The following is an 18,330-nucleotide window of genomic DNA, read 5'->3' as shown; positions in this document are numbered from 1 at the left end:
AAGTACATTCCGGTTCCTGCGCTCCGGCGCCACGCACACTGCTTCGGCTCGCCTGCCTACTGAAATTGGTTCTTAGCCTTTCCTCCAGCACGCCCATGCACTTTCGCCCCCGCCCCCTGGAAGAGCCGGAAATCAACCTGATTCCTTTCATCGACGTGCTGTTGGTGATTCTTATCTTTTTGATGCTGTCGACGACGTACAGCAAATTCACCGAGCTGCGTATCGAGTTGCCCGTGGCGGATGCGGATGCGCAGCGCAACCAGCCACGGGAGATCGTCGTCGGCGTGGGCAGCGAAGGGCAATACAGCGTCAACCAGGTTCCCGTGGGGAGCCGCACCGTGCCGGAATTGGTCGAGGCGCTGCGTGCAGCGGGAGGAGATTCCAGCACCGTGCTGGTGATCGCTGCGGATGCTGCGGCCAAGCACCAGTCCGTCGTCCACGTGATGGAGGCGGCGCGCGGGGCTGGGCTGTCGCACATCACCTTTGCCACGCAATCGGCAGGTCGCTAGGGGTTGTGGGCAGACGGGCAAAGCCATAGAGACGTGCGAACGAGTCGGTTCCGGGCGGCCATTGAGCATCGCATGCGTGCGGCGTGGCAAGGGCGTGGGTGGTGGTGCCGTCTGCTGTGGCCTGTTGCCTGGTGCTTCGGTCTGCTAGGCGCCGTCCGCCGATGGGCGTATCGGCAGGGCTGGATGCACTGTGATCGGCTTCCCGTACCTGTGATCGTCGTCGGCAACGTCGTCGTCGGCGGTTGTGGAAAAACCCCGTTGGTGCTCGCCATCGTCGAGCATCTGCAAGCGCAGGGCCGGGTAGTCGGCGTGGTATCCAGGGGCTATGGTCGGCGCGGCGATGATTTTGTGCGTGTCACTGCCGATGCCGATCCGGCCGAGGTGGGCGACGAACCCCTGTTGATTCACCGTCGTACTGGCGCTGCCGTGGTCGTCGGCGCCCGGCGTGTACACGCTGCGCGGATGCTGCTGCATGCAGTGCCGGAGATCGACATCCTGGTCTGCGACGACGGCTTACAGCATCTGGCTCTGTGCCGCGATGTGGAGATTGCCGTATTCGACGACGGTGGCGTGGGGAATGGGTGGCTGCTCCCCGCAGGCCCGCTGCGGGAACCCTGGCCGCGTGCCGTCGACCTCGTCGTACATACGGGGATGCGGCCCGCTTTTGCCGGTTTTCGGGCCGTGCGCAGCCTTGCCGACGAAGCCGTCGATGCGCAAGGGCGTACCCGGTCGCTCTCGCTGCTTGCACAAGACGAAGCCGTGCAGGTGGTCGTGGCGATTGCGCAGCCACAGCGGTTTCTGGACATGCTCCAAGCCCGGGGAATCCGCCCAGCCACGGTATGGCGCCTGCCGGATCACGACGACTTGCGCGGGGTAGTACAACGGCTCGATCCGGCAGCGCCGGTGGTCTGTACCGAAAAAGACGCCGTCAAGCTGTGGACGCTGCGCCCCAACGCCTGGGCAGTGCGGTTGCTGCAAGCCCCGGAACCGGCTTTTTGGGCTGCGCTCGACGCATATTTGTACACACTGCGGAACGACAAAAACGGGGAAATACACGGGGAAATACGCACACGGCAACCTTGATGTGCAACCCCAAAAATGCCATAGCCTGATCACGTCACAGACGCTGGGGCGGTGGGGCATTTGTCCTCATGTTGTGTAGGCCCCACCCCCCCGTCCAATCCAGCATGGGCGCGGGATCGAACAGTACACTTTCTTTCCTTTTTCCTGCTTTCCCCCGTTTCCTATTTCTGCTTTGTAGAGGTTCCCCATGCTGCAAAAACTATGGTCGATGGTGCTGCTCGTTGCCGTGCTGGCTGCTTGCGGCAACCAGGAGTCTGCTGTCCCTGCGCAGACTGCGCCAGTCGTCACTACCCCCCCTGCTGTAGTGGCAAGTGCTGCATCGGATTCAGCCAGCGCTCCCGCTGCGGATGCCGAGGCGAACATGGAACCGAATACGGAAGAAAAAGTACTCAATATTTACAACTGGCCTGACTACGTTCCCGAAGGAATGATCGCCGCCTTCGAGAAAGAAACCGGGATCAAGGTCAACTACGACACCTTCGAGACGAACGAAGCCCTGCACGCCAAGCTCGTCGCCGGCAACACCGGGTATGACATCGTCGTTCCCGGCTCTGTGTTCGCCAAGCCCCAAATCGAGGGCGGTCTGCTGCAGCCCTTGCAGAAAGGCCGGATCAAAAACCTCAACAACCTCGACCCAGGCCTGATGGCCACCTTGCTCAAGGCCGACCCCGACAACAAGCACCTCGTCCCCTGGGCATGGAGCTTCACCACGGTCGGATGGAACAAGACCAAAGCCCTCAAGGCGCTGGGGAATATGCCCATGCCCGACAACGCATGGGATCTCGTCTTCCAACCCGAATACACGAAAAAGTTGAAGTCCTGCGGCATCGCGTACCTCGATTCGCCGACGGAAATCCTGCCTGCCGCACTGCATTACATCGGCAAGGATGCGTATTCGAACGACCCCGCCGACTACAAGCTGGCTGCCGAGATGCTCGCGAAAGTGCGCCCCGACGTGCGGATATTCAGCTCGACGATGATTGACGACCTCGCTGGCGGCAAGGCTTGCGTGGTTATTGGCTGGGCTGGCGACATCAATATCGCGGCCCGTCGTGCCAAGGAAAACCAATCCAAGGACGACATGGAGGCCTTGTTGCCCAGCGGTGGCGCGTTGATCTTCTTCGACACCATGGCCATCACCAAGGATGCCAAGCATCCCAAGAATGCCCATGCATTCATCGATTTCTATCTGCGCCCGGAAAACTCCGCGTGGGTCACCAACGCGATGAACTATCCGACAGCCAATCGCGCTGCCGTGTCGAAAGTCAACCCCGACATCGCGCAGAACAAAACCATCTTCGTTCCTTCGGAATACTTCCCGAAGATGGTGCATCCCAGCAGCTTCAGCAACGAAGCGCGGGAAGCCCTGGCCAGCACCTACAACGCCTTCAAGAAGGGCAAGTAGGCTCGATGGTTCCCCGGTCTAGGGAAGACGGGCCTGCGCGGCCCGCAGGGATGCCTGCGCCCGAGGTACGCCATGGCGGCTAGCGGCGCAAACTATTTGGTGACCGAGCAGCTCTGCAAGCATTTCGACGAAGTGCTTGCAGTCGATGACGTAGGTCTGTCGATCGCCAAGGGGGAAATTTTTGCCCTCCTGGGCAGTTCCGGGTGCGGCAAATCGACGTTGTTGCGGATGCTCGCAGGATTCGAGGAGCCGTCTTCCGGGCGCATCCTGCTCGGTGGGCAGGATGTCGCGCCGATGGCGCCGCACGAGCGGCCCTTCAACATGATGTTCCAGTCCTATGCGCTGTTTCCGCACCTGGACGTTTGGGAAAACATCGCCTTCGGCCTTAAGCGCGAGGGCCTGCCCAAGACAGACATCGCGACAAGGGTGGGCGAGATGCTCGACCTCGTGCAGCTCGCGCCCTATGCGCGGCGCAAGCCACATCAGCTTTCCGGCGGACAGCAGCAGCGCGTGGCCTTGGCCCGCAGCCTGGCCAAAAAACCCAAGGTGTTGCTGCTCGACGAACCGCTGGGTGCGCTGGACAAGAAATTGCGTGAGCAAACGCAGTTCGAGCTGGTCAATATCATCGAACAGGTCGGCGTGACGTGCGTGATGGTGACGCACGACCAATCCGAAGCCATGACGATGGCGAACCGCATCGCGGTGATGAGCAAGGGCCGGGTGTTGCAAGTCGGCCCACCGGGGGAGGTCTACGACCACCCCGCCAACCGTTTCGTCGCCGATTTCATCGGCAGCGTCAATCTGTTCGACGGCAAGCTCAGCGTCGATCTGCCTGATCGGTGCGCCATTGCGACCAGCCTGGGGGATATCCACGTCGGGCATGGAGTGGGTGGCGCGGTCAACCTGCCGGTCTCGATCGCCATCCGCCCCGAAAAAATCGAAATCGCCAAAGTTCGGCCCGATGTCGGCTGCAATCTGTTCCACGGTCAGGTCAAGGAAATCGCGTATTTCGGCTCGTACATCACGTACATCGTCGTCGTACCGGATGGGTCTCGCGTCAAGATCACCGAGGCCACCACGTCCCGCCACGAACTAAGCCACATCACCTGGGAAGACGAGGTCTTCTTCTGGTGGAGCGACAGCGCCGGCGTGGTGCTGCGCGACTAGCAGGGTTGCCCCGTGGGTTGGACTGCGCTGCGGATTCCTGTGCCGGGCAGGCGCTTCGTCATCGGGGTGCCTTTTGCCTGGCTGTTGCTGTTCTTTCTGTTGCCGTTCCTGATCCTGCTGTACATCAGCTTCGTGGACATGGGCAACGACATTTCCCCGTTCAAAGCGATATGGAACACCGAAACGGGGCTACTCCACCTGAAATATCAGAACTACGGATCGATCTTTCGCGCTCCCGATGGCGACGGACTGTTCCAGACGATCTACATCGAAGCCTATCTGCGATCGATCTGGTACGCGTTCTGCACCGCTTTGCTGTGCCTGGTCATCGGATACCCCTTTGCCTACTTCATCGCACGCTGTGCTCCGGGTGTGCGCCCCGCATTGCTGCTTATGGTGATGCTGCCGTTCTGGACCTCGTTTCTGCTGCGCGTCTATGCATGGAAGGGCATCCTTGCCGACCAGGGCATGCTCAACCAATTGCTGCTCTGGATGGGGCTGATTGCGGAACCATGGCAAATGCTCTATACCGATGTGTCGATGCTCGTCGGAATGACCTACGTCTACCTGCCCTTCATGGTGCTCCCCCTCTACGCCAACCTCGTCAAGCTCGACTTTCGGCTGCTCGAAGCCGCCAACGATTTGGGCGCTTCCCCATTCCAAGCGTTTTGGCTGGTGACGGTTCCACTATCCCGTGCGGGGATCGTCGCGGGGTCGATGCTCGTGTTTATCCCCAGTGTGGGGGAATTCGTCATCCCCTCGCTGCTTGGCGGGTCGGAAAACCTCATGATCGGGCGGGTCGTCTGGGATGAAATGTTCACCGCCAACAACTGGCCGCGCGCCTCGGCCTTGGCGGTCGTAATGATCGTCCTGATCGTCATTCCGCTGGGGTGGTATTACCACGTCAATGGTGACACGCCTGCGACGCGCCACTAACAGGGACTACGCCATGTACCGAGGATGGTTGCGGCACCTGGGCAAGGTTTGGATGCTCCTGACCTACCTCTTTCTGTATTTGCCGCTGTGTTTCATGATCGTTTTCTCGTTCAACAGCACGCGCCAGGATGCGGAATTCACCGGTTTTTCCTGGCGCTGGTACCAGGCGCTGTTGGAAGACTCCAGGATCGTCGACGGCTTCTGGCTGTCCGTCGAGGTGGCTGCCTTGTCTGCCGTGGCATCGGCATCGATGGCCACGCTGGCAGCCTTCGTGCTCGTTCGGTACCGCAGATTTTGGGGAAGGACCGTCTTTTCCGGGATGGTGCATGCCCCCTTGGTGATGCCCGAAGTCGTGATCGGCCTATCGCTGCTATTGCTGATGGTCGGGGTACAGAACGTGCTGGGCTGGCCGCAACGGGGAATGTTGACCATCGTGTTGGGGCATACGCTGCTCGGCATGGCCTATGCGACGGTTGTCATCCAATCCCGGCTGCAAGACATGGATCGCACCATCGAAGAAGCGGCGATGGATCTGGGCGCCAAGCCCTACCAAGTGTTTTTTCTGGTGACCATGCCCAACATCTTGCAGGCCATTCTTGCTGCCGCGTTGTTGAGCTTCACCCTTTCTTTTGACGATGTGGTGATCTCGGAATTTCTCTCCGGGCCGGGTGTCAGCACCTTGCCGCAGGTGATCTTTGGTTACGCCCGCCGTGGCATCAACCCGACGATCTACGCCGCTGCGACGATTCTGATCGTTTCGGTGACGCTGGTGACAGTGACCTACAGCGTGTGGGTGGCGCGACAAGCTCGCCGACGCGAGCGCGAAATTGCCGCCGGGCAAGCTGCAGAGCCTGTGGGTGCCTCCTAGCAGCCTGGGACACAAGCACAGCGGGGCGGCTGGCCGCCACAGGTGCCCCGCGTAGAATGCCCCGTGATTTCTGGGCCCGCCTTTGCGCGGGTTCTGTGTTTGTAGAGCGTGTTGGCCGCAGTAGGTTGTGGTGTGGGTAGTGGTGAGGGTTGTGGCGGTACGTTCCTTTTTCCTCGGACTTACGCAAAACCGCCCCAGCATCGTTCTACCCATTTGCCGTACTGCTTGGTACTGTCTGCGTGGGGATGCCTAGTTGGGGCAATGTTGCGTAAGTCCTGTTTTATTGGATGCAGGCATGTCGATGTGGTGGTTCCGGCGCGGTGTCGCCATCCTGGGGTTGCTGGGACTGTGTGGGGGGTGTGCATACGCTCCGGGAATGTTCGTTGGTGCTCGGGTCGATCGGACGGAGCCTCCCGGCGGCTGGTTTGCGTCCCGGCAATCCGTCGCCCAGCAGTCTGCGGGCAACGTCGTGGATGGCCCGTCCCCAGGGGTATCGTCGGCGCAAGCCCCGCAGCTTGCACTCATTCCGATCACGCCCGAGCTGATTCGGCAACAGCGCTCGCAGCGCCCGGTGGCCGTTGCGCCGGATGTCGAGCAGTTGTTCGCAGAATCACAGCCCTATCGCATCGGCGCCGGGGACATCCTCGGCATCACCGTCTGGGATCACCCGGAACTCTCCCTCTCGCAAGGCACGTCTGCCGAAGCCAACACGACCACTGGGGGGTACACCGTTAGCCCGCAGGGGAAGATCCAATTCCCGTACATCGGCCCCATCGACCTACTGGGACGCACCGAATACGAAGTACGCGACCTGCTCGCAAGCAAGCTGACCAAGTTCGTCAAGAACCCCCAAGTTACTGTGCGTGTGCTGTCGTACCGCAGTCGTCGCGTCTACATCGATGGTGAGGTGCGCACCCCCGGCCTGCTGGCGATCAACGATCTGCCCATGTCCCTGCCGGAGGCTGTAGGGCGCGCCGGGGGATTTACCGCATCGGCCGATCTATCTGCGATCGAAATCACCCGCGAAGGCAAGACGACCACGGTCAGCCTTCCCCTGCTCACGGAAAGCGGGGTCAACCCGGCAAAAGTGTTGCTGGCGCCTGGCGACCTGGTTCGCGTTCCTCCCCGTTCGGAAGCCAGGGTCTACGTGCTTGGCGAAGTGCTACGCCCCAACACCCTGACCTTGCGCAATGGCCGGTTGACGCTCAATGAGGCCCTTTCGGAATCGGGCGGGGTCAGCCCGGTTTCCGGGAACCCGCGTCAGGTTTTCGTCATCCGCAGCGCAAACACCGCGCAACCGGAGATTTATCACCTCGACGTGAGTAGGGCGGCGGCTTTTGCGCTGGCCGAGGGTTTCGAGTTGCGCGCGCGGGATGTGGTGTATGTCGATCCCGTTCCCCTGGTACGCTGGAACCGCGTCATCAGCCTGATGCTGCCTAGCGCGCAAGCGATCACGACGACGCGCGACGCCACCGACGCGCTGCGCCAATGACGTCGATTCTCACCCTCTGTCTCGGCAACATCTGCCGCAGTCCGCTGGCGCAAGTGGTGCTGGCACGGCAACTTCTCGGGCATTCCGTCTCCTCGGCTGGGTTGTCCGCGATGGTGGGGTATGGTGCCGATCCGTTGTCGATTGAGGTCGCCCAAGCCCATGGGCTGGATTTGCGGGGACACCGCGCGCAGCAGGTGACGCTGCCGCTATGCCAGCAGGCCGATCTCATTCTGGTTATGGAAGAAACGCAGCGACCCTGGCTCGAACAGCGTTTCCCCATCGTGCGCGGCAAGGTGTTTCGCATCGGACACTACGGCGGGTTCGATGTCGAAGACCCCTATGGCAAGTCTTTCGAAGAATTCGAGCGCGCCTACGCGGCGATCGTCCAAGGCGCTGCGGATTGGGTCGAACGGATTCACAAACTCTGACAGGCTCCAGATTGGCTTTTGCAGTGACTTTTGCAGTAGCTGTGGCATAGGCATCGAGCTACAAGCGTCCAGGGCATCTCGGCGCCCAGGTCTCCTTGGTTTTTCCCTTTTCTCCGTCCCATGGATCGCACCCCACTCCCCACTGTCTCCCCTGCCTCTCCGGTACCTGCGGCTGTCACATGGGCTGCGGAGGACGAAGACGGCATCCACCTGCTGGACCTGCTTGACGTCGTTCTCGACCACCGCTGGCTCATCGCAGCCGTAACGGCGTGCTGTCTCGTCGGCGGCGGGCTGTATGCCTTCCTCGCCACCCCGATCTACGAGGCCAACACTTTGATCCAAGTGGAAGACGGCCAAGGTGGAGGCTTGGGCGGGTTGCTGGGCAACGCGGGCAACTTGTTCGAGATCAAGTCTCCGGCCACGGCGGAAATCGAAATTCTTCGCTCTCGCACCGTCGTCGGGCAGGCAGTACAGAACCTGCGGCTTGATGTGGTCATTGAACCCAAATACCTGCCCATCGTCGGCGAATGGCTGGCTCGGCATGCCCAGGATCTGTCCGAACCCGGCGTGTTCGGCATGGAAGGCTATGTGTACGGCACCGAAGAATTGGTTATCGCGGACTTGCGCGTTGCGCAGCCCCTCGAAGGGCAAACGCTAACGGTAGTGGCGCTGGCTGACGGCTACCGCTTGCAGGATGAGCGCGGGCGCGTGTTGGGAGAGGGCAAACCCAATGCGCCGCTGTCGTTCATGATCGATGGACACCAAGGGGAACTGGTCGTCGCACGCATCCACGCCAAGCCGGGCGCGGAATTCCTGGTCAGCAAGCGGTCTGCTTTGGCCGTTACCGAATCGCTGCAAAGAAGCCTGAACATTGCAGAAAAAGGCAAGCAGTCGGGGATCATCAACACGACCTTGCAGGGCAGCGACGCCTGGAAAACCGCGACGATCCTCAACGAAATCAGCAATCTGTACGTCCGGCAGAACGTGCAGCGCAAGGCTGCGGAGGCAGAAAAATCGATTGTCTTCCTCAACAGCCAATTGCCTGAACTGCGTAAGCAGCTCGAACATTCCGAAAACCGTTTCAGCGAATTCCGCCGCCTGCGCGGCACTTTCAATCTGAGCGAAGAGGCCAAGGGGCTGCTCGATCAATCGGTGTCGTTACGGGTACGGTTGCTCGAATTGCGGCAGCGTCGCACCGAAATGCAAGCGCGGTTCACGGCGCAACACCCGGCCATGCAGGTGCTTGATGCGCAAATCCAGCAGATTCAATCGCAGCTCGGCGCCCTCGAAGGCCAATCGAAGAACTTTCCCGATGTAGAGCAAGACATGCTCCGGCTGACGCGCGACGTCAAAGTCAACAACGAGCTGTACACCACCTTGCTCAACAGCTTCCAGCAACTGCGGCTGATCAAGGAAGGCAAAGTCGGCAACGTGCGCATCGTCGACCCCGCAGCCATCCCGGAAGCACCAGTCAAGCCACGGCGTGCGCTGATTCTGGCGCTGGCCGGGCTGTTGGGCGCGCTGGCCGGCGTTGGGCTGGCTTTCGTGCGCAATGGCTTGCGAGCTGGGATTGAGCACGCTGACGAGATTGAGCAGCACCTGGGGCTGCGAGTCTTCGCAACGGTGCCCCACTCCCACATACAGGAGGAATTGGCCGCCGAGCATCCTTCCTCCCGCAACCTGGGGCACCGTCTGCTGGCAAGCTCCCATCCCAACGACATCTGCGTCGAAAGCCTGCGCAGCCTGCGCACGGCATTGCAATTCGCGATGCTCGACGCCACCAACAAGATCGTCCTGGTGACCGGGCCAACGCCGGGCCTGGGCAAGTCCTTCGTCAGTGCCAACTTTGCGCTCGTACTTGCTGCGGCGGGCAAACGCGTGCTGCTCGTCGATGCAGACCTGCGCAAGGGGCATGTACACGAATCTTTCGGCTTCGACCGCAGCCCCGGATGGAGCGAGTTGATCGCGGGTTCGCAATCGTTGGAGGATGTGCTCCACGTCGGCGCGGCGCCGGGGCTGGACTTCCTTTCGACGGGGATCATCCCCCCCAACCCGGCGGAGTTGCTGATGTCCGCAGCAGCGCAGGGCTGGTTGGAACGGTTTTCGAAGCGCTACGATGCCGTCGTCGTCGACACCCCACCGGTGCTGGCGGTGGCGGATGCGCAGGTGCTCGCATCGCAAGCTGGCACCGTGTTCCTGCTCGCACGGGCGTCGATCACCACGCTGGCCGAGCTGCAGGAATCGACCAAGCGGCTGGCCAACGTTGGCACGACAGTGCGTGGCGTCATCTTCAACGACATCGATTTGCGCAAACGCCGCTACGGGTACGGTTATGGGTACGGCTACAAATATGGCCGCTATCGGTATGCGCAGTACGACTACAGCTCTGCCACGAAGCGGATTCCAAGCTGATCAGGACGTACGCAAAACCGCCCCTGCGCGTGATATCCACTTGGCGTACTGCTTTGCTTTGTATCGTCTGCGTGGGTGACGGTGAAAGTCGTGCAGCGGCTTCTCCACGCTCCCCTCGCCGAACGCGAGAGGGGCTACACCATCGCATTGCACGCGGCGGCGGTACACGGAATCCTCATGTACTGTCAGGTCATTCCGGTTCCTGCGCTCCGGCGCCACGCACACTGCTTCGGCTCGCCTGCCTACTGAAATAGGTTCTTATTGATAACCGATAACCTTGGCTTCTGGGAGCGGGTTGTAAAATTGTCGGCTTTCCCGATCCTGGGCACCCTGATCCGACGAGATTGCGTCGTGTGGGTCACGTCTGTATCAGGGTGGGGTGGTTTGTTCTATCCACCGAAGTTTCCACCATGGCGGTCGTTCTGTATAAGCCCCTGCCCGAGTTTGAGTCCTTCGCCACCGGTGGTGTGCGGATCACCAATACCTCGCATCTCGGACGTTACTTGGTTCTGTACTTCTACCCCAAGGATCACACCCCCGGGTGTACGACGGAGGCCACGCAGTTTCGTGATCGCTACGCCGATTTCGTCGCTGCGGGGGCGGAAGTATTCGGTGTCTCGCGCGACAACATGCGCTCACACGAGGACTTTCATCGCCAGCTTGAGCTGCCCTTTCCGCTGATCGCAGATACCGAGGAAAAGCTTTGCCACATGTTCGGTGTCGTCAAGAACAAGATCATGTATGGCAAGAAGGTCAAGGGCATCGAACGCAGCACCTTCCTGATCGACAAGCAAGGCTGCCTGGTGCAGGAATGGCGCTGCCTGAAAGTGCCGGGGCATGTCGACGAAGTGCTCGCAGCTATGCATGCGCACCAGCATGGCGGTTCACACCCAGATACAGCGCCAGGCAACTCCGGCGCGTAGCTCCTCCCTGCCCCCGGTTCACCATTGGGTCGTAGCGCAGTTCAGGCGGATGGCACAGCGAGCAGTCGCTGCACTTCCTCTAGCGTACATCCCAGCAACTGTGCAATATGGACTGCGGCCAAGCCTTGGCCGTGCGCAACACGCGCCACGGCTTGGCGCTCGGCTTGGCGGCCCTGCTCGAAACCTTCCCGCACCCCATTGATTCGTGCCTTGCCCAAGGCATCGCGCTGCATCTGGAGGACTTCCCGACGCTGGTGCATCGTCTCCAATTCCCGTGCGCTGAGCGTCGATTCGTCGATCCACTCCAGCGCCTGCCGGATCATGGGTTCCGTCAGGCAATCGGGAACCCGATCCAGCGTTCTGGCGTTTTTGATGAAATAGATCCACTGATCCTGCGCCCCCGCCAATTCCGACCCCTCTTTGCGGAATTTGGGCAGCTCGACGAATACCAGCTCGATGTCGTAGTCCATCAGCCGCTGCTTTTTGGCAAGCCGGTAGCGGCTCATCATTTGTTCCGGCGTGTCGGCAAAGAAGACAAAGTCCGTGAATGTCAGCGCAATCACCGGGTTGATCAGCCGGTAGTGCTCCCGGTACCGAAGCTGACTGGAATACAGCCGGGCCGCGTTGTAGAGCACCGGCTGCTCAATGCTTTCGACATCGAGCACCTGCATTTCGATGAGGACATGGCTGTCATTGGCCAGCACCGCCCTCACGTTGACGTAGCAGTCTTTCATGCCCCGTACCAGGGGAACCTGGCCAGGATCGACGATCTCCACGTCCCGAATCTCGTGCTCGTCCTCGTACTCCAGCATCGCGTTCAGAAAATGGCGCAGTACCTGCCGGGATCGCTGCGAGCCAAAGACCATCTGGAAGGCACAGTCCGTACGCACATCGAGAAATCGCATCGTCGTTCCCCTCTTGGCTCCACGCCACAGCACGCCGAATGTCCCCATGCCTGGCCGGTGTGGGGTGGAACGACAGTATGCCGGTTTTCAGCCCATACCGCTATGCCCAGTGCATGCGTAAGGGTGGGGACAAGCAATATCAGCGCACTTCGTCAACCAGCAGTCGAAACTCGTCGACGTCTTCGAAGCTGCGGTATACGCTGGCAAAGCGCACATAGGCCACTTTGTCGAGCCCTTTGAGTTCTGCCATCACCATTTCGCCGATGCGTGCGGTATGGATTTCGCGCAGCCCGGAATGCAGCAGCCTCTCTTGGATACGTTCGACTGCCGCTTCGATCTGCTCGGTGCCGATGGGCCGCTTGCGCAAGGCCAGCGTCATCGAAGCCAGCAGCTTGCAGCGCTCGTGTTCCACGCGCCTGCCGTCTTTCTTGATGACCATGGGAAACGATACATCCGCACGCTCGTAGGTCGTACACCGCTTGTCGCAGGCCACGCAACGGCGTCGGCGTCGGACGACGGTGCCATCTTCAGACACCCTGGTCTCTGTCACCAAGGTTTCGGCATGACCGCAAAACGGGCACTTCACCGAGGGGCAGGGCCGTATACGGGGAAGCGCTCGGTCAGTGCGGCGACCTTGCTTCGCACCGTGTCCAGCACCGCAGCATCTTCGGGGTGGTCGAGCACATCGGCGACAAGGTTTGCCGTGGCGCGGGCTTCTTCGTCACCAAAGCCGCGCGTCGTGATGGCCGGGGTGCCGATTCGCACTCCGCTGGTGACCATGGGTTTTTCGGGGTCGTTGGGGATGGCGTTTTTGTTGAGCGTGATCCGCGCGCGGCCCAAGGCCGCTTCTGCAGCGCGGCCGGTGATGCCCTTGGCACGCAGGTCGACGAGCATCAGGTGGCTTTCGGTGCGACCGCTGACGATGCGCAGCCCGCGCTCGGTGAGCGTTTCCGCCATGATCCGTGCATTGCGCAGCACCTGCTGCTGGTACGCCCGGAACGAAGGCTGCAAGGCTTCCTGAAACGCCACTGCCTTTGCGGCGATGACGTGCATCAACGGCCCCCCTTGCAGGCCGGGGAACACGGCGCTATTGATCACCTTGTCGTATTCCTCCTTCATCAGGATGAACCCGCCGCGTGGCCCGCGCAGGCTCTTGTGCGTCGTGCTGGTGACCACATCCGCAAAGGGAACGGGATTGGGGTACAGCCCCGCAGCGATCAACCCGGCATAGTGCGCCATATCGACCATGAAGACGGCACCCACCTCTTTTGCCACTTTGGCAAAGCGCGCAAAGTCGATGGCGAGGGCGTAGGCGCTGGCACCGGCGATGAGCAGCTTGGGCTTGTACTCGTGCGCCTTGCGTTCCATCGCGTCGTAGTCGATGGCCTCGGTGGCGTCCAGCCCATAGTCGACGACACGGAACCACTTGCCGCTCATGTTCAGGCTCATGCCATGCGTCAGATGCCCGCCGTGCGCCAAGCCCATCCCCATGATGGTGTCGCCGGGCTGGAGGAATGCCAGGAACACAGCCTCGTTGGCCGAAGCCCCGCAGTGGGGTTGCACATTGGCCGCCGCCGCGCCAAAGAGCTTTTTGACCCGATCCAGCGCAAGGCGCTCGACCTCGTCCACATGTTCGCAACCACCGTAGTACCGCTTGCCGGGGTAGCCCTCGGCATACTTGTTGGTCAATTGCGAACCCTGCGCCGCCATGACGGCGGGGGATGCATAGTTTTCGCTGGCGATAAGCTCAATGTGCTCTTGCTGGCGGAGGTTTTCCTGGGCGATCGCAGCAAAAAGCTCCGGATCGACGGATTCGGGAGGGGAAGTACGCTCAAACATGGACAGACTCGACAACGGGCAGCGCCCGCAAAACTAGGAACGGCGTGGGAAGACTACGCCCTAAGGGGTCGGGCGCCGGACACCCCGCAGGGGCTGTGGGCATTCTAGAAGTGCGGAAGGCGGCTCTCATCCTTATTCCATCGCCACGCCCGCCGTGGGTTCGGCACGCCATGCCAAGGTGGGTGGCACCACGGTGGGCTGCGGGCGAGAAGCCGTCGTCGGGGCGATGGTGGGCACACGGTGGCCTTGCGCTACCTGACGAAGGCGAGCGTGCTCGGCAAGCACTTTGGCGGTGTATCCGCCATCCCCCGCTGTAGCGCCGACATAGCTGCGCAGCCCTCCTTCGATGGACCCTGCCGCACGGATGCAGTCTTGCAGCACCCGCACGCCCACATGCAGATTGGCCAGAGGGTCGAAGGCAGCAAACCGGCCGCCAAACACGCGGTATTTGTCCGAATGCACCCGGGTCATGACCTGCATCAACCCTTGCGCTCCCATCGAGCTTTGCGCAAAGGGGTTGAATCCCGATTCGACCGCCATTACAGCAAGGATCAGCGTCGGCTCAATGCGGGTACGCCTGCCCAGCTCGTAGGCTTCGGCAACCACGGCGACCATAGGCTCGGGCGCCACACGGTATTTCTTGCTCAGCCAAGCCGCCACAGCCGCTTGCGGCTTGGGCAATTGCTTGGGAAGCGTCACGGGGGGGCGGCGGGGGATATTGGTAACTTGCGTGGTCGCTTGCGTGGTGGCTTGCGCCTCTTCCCATGCAGCAATTTGCCGCCGATGCAGCAAATCGAACAACTGGAGTTCCCCGACATGGCGCAATTCCGGACGCGCCACAAATACCAGCGCAACGAAAAGCACGGCGATTCCCAAAAGCACCACGCCGTTGCGCGCCAGGTCGAAGCACCCCTGTGCGGCGACCGAAACGGCGCACTGCAAACCGTGCGCCAAGCGATGACAAGCAGTCATAGCATCTCCTTCTTGCGCAGGGCAGACACCCACCAGCGCAAGCGCCGTAGATGCCCAACCCCGCCTGGGTAGTTACGCTATCCGTCGTGCAAGACACGGCCTCTTGCGAGGGTGCGGGCCGCTGCGCTCGTTCGACGGCACGAGACGAGTGAAAAAACAGTGTACTGCCTTGCCCCAAAACTGCCTTTTTTCCCCTTATGCCCCCCTCCCTACGGATTACCAACCTCCACGCCGGCTACCCCGACCTTCCGGTGCTGCGCGGCGTGTGTTTGGACATCGCGCCGGGCGAAACTGTGGCGCTGCTGGGGCGCAATGGGTCGGGCCGTTCGACCCTCGCGAAAGCGATCATGGGACTCGTGGCTGCCAGAGGATGCATCGCTTGGCAAGGGCGCAATCTTGTCGGTCTGGCCCCCTTCGAGATTGCCCGAGCGGGGGTGGGCTACGTCAGCGAAAGTCGTGACGTCTTCCCCGCGCTCACCGTCGAGGAAAACCTGCTCCTTGGGGCACGGCACGGCGCCACTTGGGCATTGGAGGACATCTACCGCCGCTTTCCTGCCCTGCGCGAACGTCGGCATGTGCGCGGGGGGTTGCTATCTGGCGGAGAGCAGCAAATGCTTGCACTAGGCCGTGCGCTGCTGCGAGATCCCGCCTTGCTGCTGCTCGACGAACCGACCGAGGGACTGTCCCCCCCGATGGTCGATGCCGTCCGCGCCCTGCTGACGACGCTGCGCGAACGTCGCACCGCCGTGCTGCTGATCGAGCAAAAACTCGCTCTCTGCCTCGATAGCGCGCAACGCGGCTATGTACTGGATCGCGGCGAGATCATCGCCAGCGGTGCGCCTGCTACGTTGGCCGCCTACGTTGCTGCACGAGCAACGATCCAGGACTGGCCTGCAGACCGGGGTCACGGCGTACCGCCCTGAAGGGCAGGGTTTCCCACCGGTATTGGTTTTTCGATGCATACCGCAGCATCCCCCATTGCCGCAACCCCCGTCGCCGAAAGCCAAGAACCCGGCAGCGGCACCACGCTGGCGCCGTGGGCCATGCTGGGGTTCGTCGTCGGCAGCGCGGCGCAGCTCTCGCAAGCCGTGTTGTGGCCTGCCCATGGCTACCTCGCTCTGATGCTGGTTGGGGTGGCCATCCAGGCGGGAGTCGTCCGCTGGGCTGGCGGTATCGTGGTGGCGCGGTATGCCGGGGCGATGCTCGCGCTGTGCCTCGTCGGCTTCGCGATAGTCGGGTGGCGCGCCAGCCTCCGCGATGTCCTGCCTGCGGAATTCGAGGGGAAAGATGTCGTCGTTACCGGCACCGTGGCCAGCCTGCCCACGCAATTCGACCGTGGGGTGCGGTTTCGCTTCCAAGTCGATACCGCGCACCTTGATGGCCGACCTGTCACCCTGCCCACGATGATCGACCTTGCGTGGTACGCCACCGGGCAGGGCCAGCACCCTACCGCCGTGCGCCCATCCACCACATGGACATGGTGCGTGCGCCTCAAAGCCCCGCACGGCGCGGTCAACCCTCTTGGGGAGGATGAGGAATTGCGCTGGTGGCAAGCGGGGGTACGTGCCAGGGGATATGTACGCCAAGGCCGCAACGACCCCCCGCCGCAGTACCTGGGGGAAAGCTGGCGTCACCCGGTGGAACGCCTGCGCGGCATGGTGCGCCAACGCATCCTGCATCGGCTGGGCGACATGCCATCTGCGCGGATTGCCGCAGCGTTGGTCGTCGGCGACCAATCGCTGATCGACAGAGAGGACTGGGACGCTTTCCGTGCGACGGGGGTATCCCACTTGATGAGCATCTCCGGCGTGCATGTCACGATGTTTGCGTGGATGGCCGCCTTGCTCGTCGGCAGTCTGTGGCGCCGTTCTCCATGGCTGTGCCTGCGTTGGAGCGCACCGGTGGCGGCACAGATTGGCGGGCTGGTACTGGCCGCTGCCTACGCGCTGTTCAGCGGATGGGCTGTGCCCGCGCAACGCACCGTGCTGATGCTTTGCACCGTGGTGCTACTGCGCCTGCTGGGACGGAGTTGGCCCTGGCCGATGGTGTGGCTGGGGACGCTGACGGTCGTCGTCGCAGCGGACCCCTGGGTGCTTCGGCAAGCGGGTTTTTGGCTGAGCTTCGTTGCCGTGGCGATGCTTTTTGCTACCCGGCAGCACGGCGACCCCGCCGCCACACTGCTGCAACGCACGCGGGCATTGGTGCGGGAGCAGGGGGTCGTGACGCTGACGCTGTCGCCGTTGACCCTGGTGTGGTTCGGACAGTGTTCGCTCGTCGGGCTGCTGGCGAATCTGCTGGCGATTCCTTGGGTCACGCTGCTGGTCACTCCGCTCGCCATGGTCGGCGTTGTCGTGGAACCTGCCTGGAATGTGTGCGCCATGGCCCTCGACCTGTTGACCGGTACCTTACACGCCATGGCGCAATGGCCGATGGCGAGCCTGACCGTGGCCCGTGCGCCTACCTGGGTGGGGGCCGTTGCCGTCTGCGCAGGGGGATGGATGGCGATGCGCCTGCCGTGGCATTGGCGTGCGCTGGGCGTGGCACCGCTGCTGCCGGTGTTGCTGTGGCAGGCCCCACGCCCGCCGATGGGCGAATTCGAACTGCTGGCCGCAGACGTGGGCCAGGGTAGCGCCGTGCTGGTGCGCACCGCACACCACGCACTGCTGTACGACGCAGGCCCCCGCTACGGGACGGATTTCGACGCCGGGCAGCGCGTTCTCGTCCCCTTGCTGCATGCACTCGGGGAGCGGCTGGATCGGATCGTTCTCAGCCACGCAGACAGCGACCACACCGGGGGCGCCGTAGCCATCACGCAGATGCAGCCACAGGCCGTGGTGCTGTCTTCCGCCGATGCGCTACCTGGCGTCGCTGCAACGATGTTGCGATGTCAGGCAGGGCAACGGTGGCACTGGGATGGGGTCGATTTCGAGATGCTGGCGCCGACGGCATCGGAGTACGCAACCACCGCCAAGCCCAACGCACGCAGTTGTGTGCTACGGATTGCTACCGGGCAACACAGCGCGTTGCTCACGGGGGACATCGAAGCACGGCAGGAAGCCCTGCTGGCGCAGCGGATACCGCCCCTGCGCAGCACCGTGCTGCTCGTGCCCCACCATGGTGGGGCGTCTTCCAGCAGCATGGGTTTTGTGCAGGCGGTGCAGCCACGCATCGCCCTGGTGCAGGCGGGATACCGCAACCGCTTTGGGCACCCCGTCCCCGCAGTCGTCGCACGGTATGCGCAGGCAGGGGCCACCGTGCGCAACACTGCGCTCTGCGGCGCGCTGACATGGCGTAGCGCCGACCCCGACGCCGAGCAATGCCAGCGCGAAACGAATCGTCGCTACTGGCACCACCGGCCTGGCGGCGCGGGTATCCCGCCATAGACCATCGG

The 18,330-nt window shown here is 62.2% G+C and carries 17 protein-coding genes; 13 read left to right on the top strand and 4 right to left on the bottom strand.

Features of this window, described 5'->3' with window-relative positions:
* The first annotated feature begins 95 nt into the window (after positions 1 to 95).
* From CENROD_RS09910 to CENROD_RS09865, 11 genes are all read left to right on the top strand, one after another.
* Entirely contained in the window at positions 96 to 509 is a 414-nt protein-coding gene (locus tag CENROD_RS09910; protein WP_022775552.1) for an ExbD/TolR family protein, read from the top strand.
* A 33-nt stretch (positions 510 to 542) separates the two neighbouring features.
* Entirely contained in the window at positions 543 to 1,592 is a 1,050-nt protein-coding gene (gene lpxK, locus CENROD_RS09905) for a tetraacyldisaccharide 4'-kinase (protein WP_338010372.1), read from the top strand.
* A gap of 187 nt (positions 1,593 to 1,779) precedes the next feature.
* Complete coding sequence (locus CENROD_RS09900; RefSeq protein ID WP_022775545.1) at positions 1,780 to 2,997, top strand: extracellular solute-binding protein; 1,218 nt, start codon at positions 1,780 to 1,782, stop codon at positions 2,995 to 2,997.
* A 72-nt stretch (positions 2,998 to 3,069) separates the two neighbouring features.
* Positions 3,070 to 4,164, top strand: coding sequence for an ABC transporter ATP-binding protein (locus tag CENROD_RS09895; protein ID WP_022775542.1), 1,095 nt, complete (start codon positions 3,070 to 3,072; stop codon positions 4,162 to 4,164).
* Positions 4,165 to 4,176: 12 nt separating this feature from the next.
* Positions 4,177 to 5,100, top strand: coding sequence for an ABC transporter permease (locus tag CENROD_RS09890; protein ID WP_022775538.1), 924 nt, complete (start codon positions 4,177 to 4,179; stop codon positions 5,098 to 5,100).
* A gap of 13 nt (positions 5,101 to 5,113) precedes the next feature.
* Positions 5,114 to 5,968 carry an ABC transporter permease gene (locus CENROD_RS09885; protein WP_022775533.1) on the top strand — a complete coding sequence of 285 codons (855 nt, stop codon included), beginning with the start codon at positions 5,114 to 5,116 and terminating at the stop codon, positions 5,966 to 5,968.
* A gap of 295 nt (positions 5,969 to 6,263) precedes the next feature.
* On the top strand, positions 6,264 to 7,460 hold the full coding sequence (locus tag CENROD_RS09880; RefSeq protein ID WP_022775529.1) for a polysaccharide biosynthesis/export family protein: 1,197 nt from the start codon (positions 6,264 to 6,266) through the stop codon (positions 7,458 to 7,460).
* Positions 7,457 to 7,888 (top strand): low molecular weight protein-tyrosine-phosphatase, encoded by a 432-nt coding sequence (locus tag CENROD_RS09875; RefSeq protein ID WP_022775525.1) that lies wholly within the window; start codon positions 7,457 to 7,459, stop codon positions 7,886 to 7,888. The genes CENROD_RS09880 and CENROD_RS09875 overlap by 4 nt, the downstream gene beginning before the upstream one ends.
* Positions 7,889 to 8,008: 120 nt before the next feature.
* Entirely contained in the window at positions 8,009 to 10,300 is a 2,292-nt protein-coding gene (locus tag CENROD_RS09870; RefSeq protein ID WP_022775523.1) for a polysaccharide biosynthesis tyrosine autokinase, read from the top strand.
* Positions 10,301 to 10,390: 90 nt separating this feature from the next.
* On the top strand, positions 10,391 to 10,549 hold the full coding sequence (locus CENROD_RS14400) for a hypothetical protein (protein ID WP_238551777.1): 159 nt from the start codon (positions 10,391 to 10,393) through the stop codon (positions 10,547 to 10,549).
* Positions 10,550 to 10,710: 161 nt separating this feature from the next.
* Positions 10,711 to 11,223 carry a peroxiredoxin gene (locus tag CENROD_RS09865; protein ID WP_022775519.1) on the top strand — a complete coding sequence of 171 codons (513 nt, stop codon included), beginning with the start codon at positions 10,711 to 10,713 and terminating at the stop codon, positions 11,221 to 11,223.
* A 41-nt stretch (positions 11,224 to 11,264) separates the two neighbouring features.
* Here CENROD_RS09865 and CENROD_RS09860 read toward each other — a convergent pair whose 3' ends face one another.
* The 4 genes from CENROD_RS09860 to CENROD_RS09845 all read right to left on the bottom strand — a co-directional run bounded on the left by CENROD_RS09860 (position 11,265) and on the right by CENROD_RS09845 (position 14,939).
* Positions 11,265 to 12,176, bottom strand: a complete 912-nt coding sequence (locus CENROD_RS09860) for an Rpn family recombination-promoting nuclease/putative transposase (protein ID WP_051360366.1) — start codon at positions 12,174 to 12,176, stop codon at positions 11,265 to 11,267.
* Positions 12,177 to 12,267: 91 nt separating this feature from the next.
* Positions 12,268 to 12,714 (bottom strand): transcriptional regulator NrdR, encoded by a 447-nt coding sequence (gene nrdR, locus CENROD_RS09855; protein WP_041193516.1) that lies wholly within the window; start codon positions 12,712 to 12,714, stop codon positions 12,268 to 12,270.
* Positions 12,711 to 13,967 carry a serine hydroxymethyltransferase gene (gene glyA / locus CENROD_RS09850; protein WP_022775505.1) on the bottom strand — a complete coding sequence of 419 codons (1,257 nt, stop codon included), beginning with the start codon at positions 13,965 to 13,967 and terminating at the stop codon, positions 12,711 to 12,713. Before glyA ends, nrdR begins: the two co-directional genes overlap by 4 nt.
* A 132-nt stretch (positions 13,968 to 14,099) precedes the next feature.
* Complete coding sequence (locus CENROD_RS09845; protein ID WP_022775499.1) at positions 14,100 to 14,939, bottom strand: transglycosylase SLT domain-containing protein; 840 nt, start codon at positions 14,937 to 14,939, stop codon at positions 14,100 to 14,102.
* A 197-nt stretch (positions 14,940 to 15,136) separates the two neighbouring features.
* Here CENROD_RS09845 and CENROD_RS09840 point away from each other — a divergent pair, with 197 nt between their 5' ends.
* Positions 15,137 to 15,862, top strand: a complete 726-nt coding sequence (locus CENROD_RS09840; protein WP_022775496.1) for an ABC transporter ATP-binding protein — start codon at positions 15,137 to 15,139, stop codon at positions 15,860 to 15,862.
* Between the two features lie 33 nt (positions 15,863 to 15,895).
* Complete coding sequence (locus tag CENROD_RS09835; RefSeq protein ID WP_022775493.1) at positions 15,896 to 18,322, top strand: DNA internalization-related competence protein ComEC/Rec2; 2,427 nt, start codon at positions 15,896 to 15,898, stop codon at positions 18,320 to 18,322.
* Positions 18,323 to 18,330: the final 8 nt, after the last annotated feature.

The sequence above is a fragment of the Candidatus Symbiobacter mobilis CR genome (assembly GCF_000477435.1).
Lineage (GTDB): Bacteria > Pseudomonadota > Gammaproteobacteria > Burkholderiales > Burkholderiaceae_C > Rhodoferax > Rhodoferax mobilis.
This window is presented reverse-complemented; position numbering and strand designations above follow the sequence as displayed.

Bases quoted from the DNA above. Each gene is read 5' to 3' on its own strand.
- CENROD_RS09910 (WP_022775552.1), top strand. From the start codon at position 96: ATGCACTTTCGCCCCCGCCCCCTGGAAGAGCCGGAAATCAACCTGATT.
- CENROD_RS09900 (WP_022775545.1), top strand. From the start codon at position 1,780: ATGCTGCAAAAACTATGGTCGATGGTGCTGCTCGTTGCCGTGCTGGCT.
- CENROD_RS09895 (WP_022775542.1), top strand. From the start codon at position 3,070: ATGGCGGCTAGCGGCGCAAACTATTTGGTGACCGAGCAGCTCTGCAAG.
- CENROD_RS09885 (WP_022775533.1), top strand. From the start codon at position 5,114: ATGTACCGAGGATGGTTGCGGCACCTGGGCAAGGTTTGGATGCTCCTG.
- CENROD_RS09880 (WP_022775529.1), top strand. From the start codon at position 6,264: ATGTCGATGTGGTGGTTCCGGCGCGGTGTCGCCATCCTGGGGTTGCTG.
- CENROD_RS09875 (WP_022775525.1), top strand. From the start codon at position 7,457: ATGACGTCGATTCTCACCCTCTGTCTCGGCAACATCTGCCGCAGTCCG.
- CENROD_RS09870 (WP_022775523.1), top strand. From the start codon at position 8,009: ATGGATCGCACCCCACTCCCCACTGTCTCCCCTGCCTCTCCGGTACCT.
- CENROD_RS09865 (WP_022775519.1), top strand. From the start codon at position 10,711: ATGGCGGTCGTTCTGTATAAGCCCCTGCCCGAGTTTGAGTCCTTCGCC.
- CENROD_RS09860 (WP_051360366.1), bottom strand. From the start codon at position 12,176: ATGGGGACATTCGGCGTGCTGTGGCGTGGAGCCAAGAGGGGAACGACG.
- glyA (WP_022775505.1), bottom strand. From the start codon at position 13,967: ATGTTTGAGCGTACTTCCCCTCCCGAATCCGTCGATCCGGAGCTTTTT.
- CENROD_RS09845 (WP_022775499.1), bottom strand. From the start codon at position 14,939: ATGACTGCTTGTCATCGCTTGGCGCACGGTTTGCAGTGCGCCGTTTCG.
- CENROD_RS09840 (WP_022775496.1), top strand. From the start codon at position 15,137: ATGCCCCCCTCCCTACGGATTACCAACCTCCACGCCGGCTACCCCGAC.
- CENROD_RS09835 (WP_022775493.1), top strand. From the start codon at position 15,896: ATGCATACCGCAGCATCCCCCATTGCCGCAACCCCCGTCGCCGAAAGC.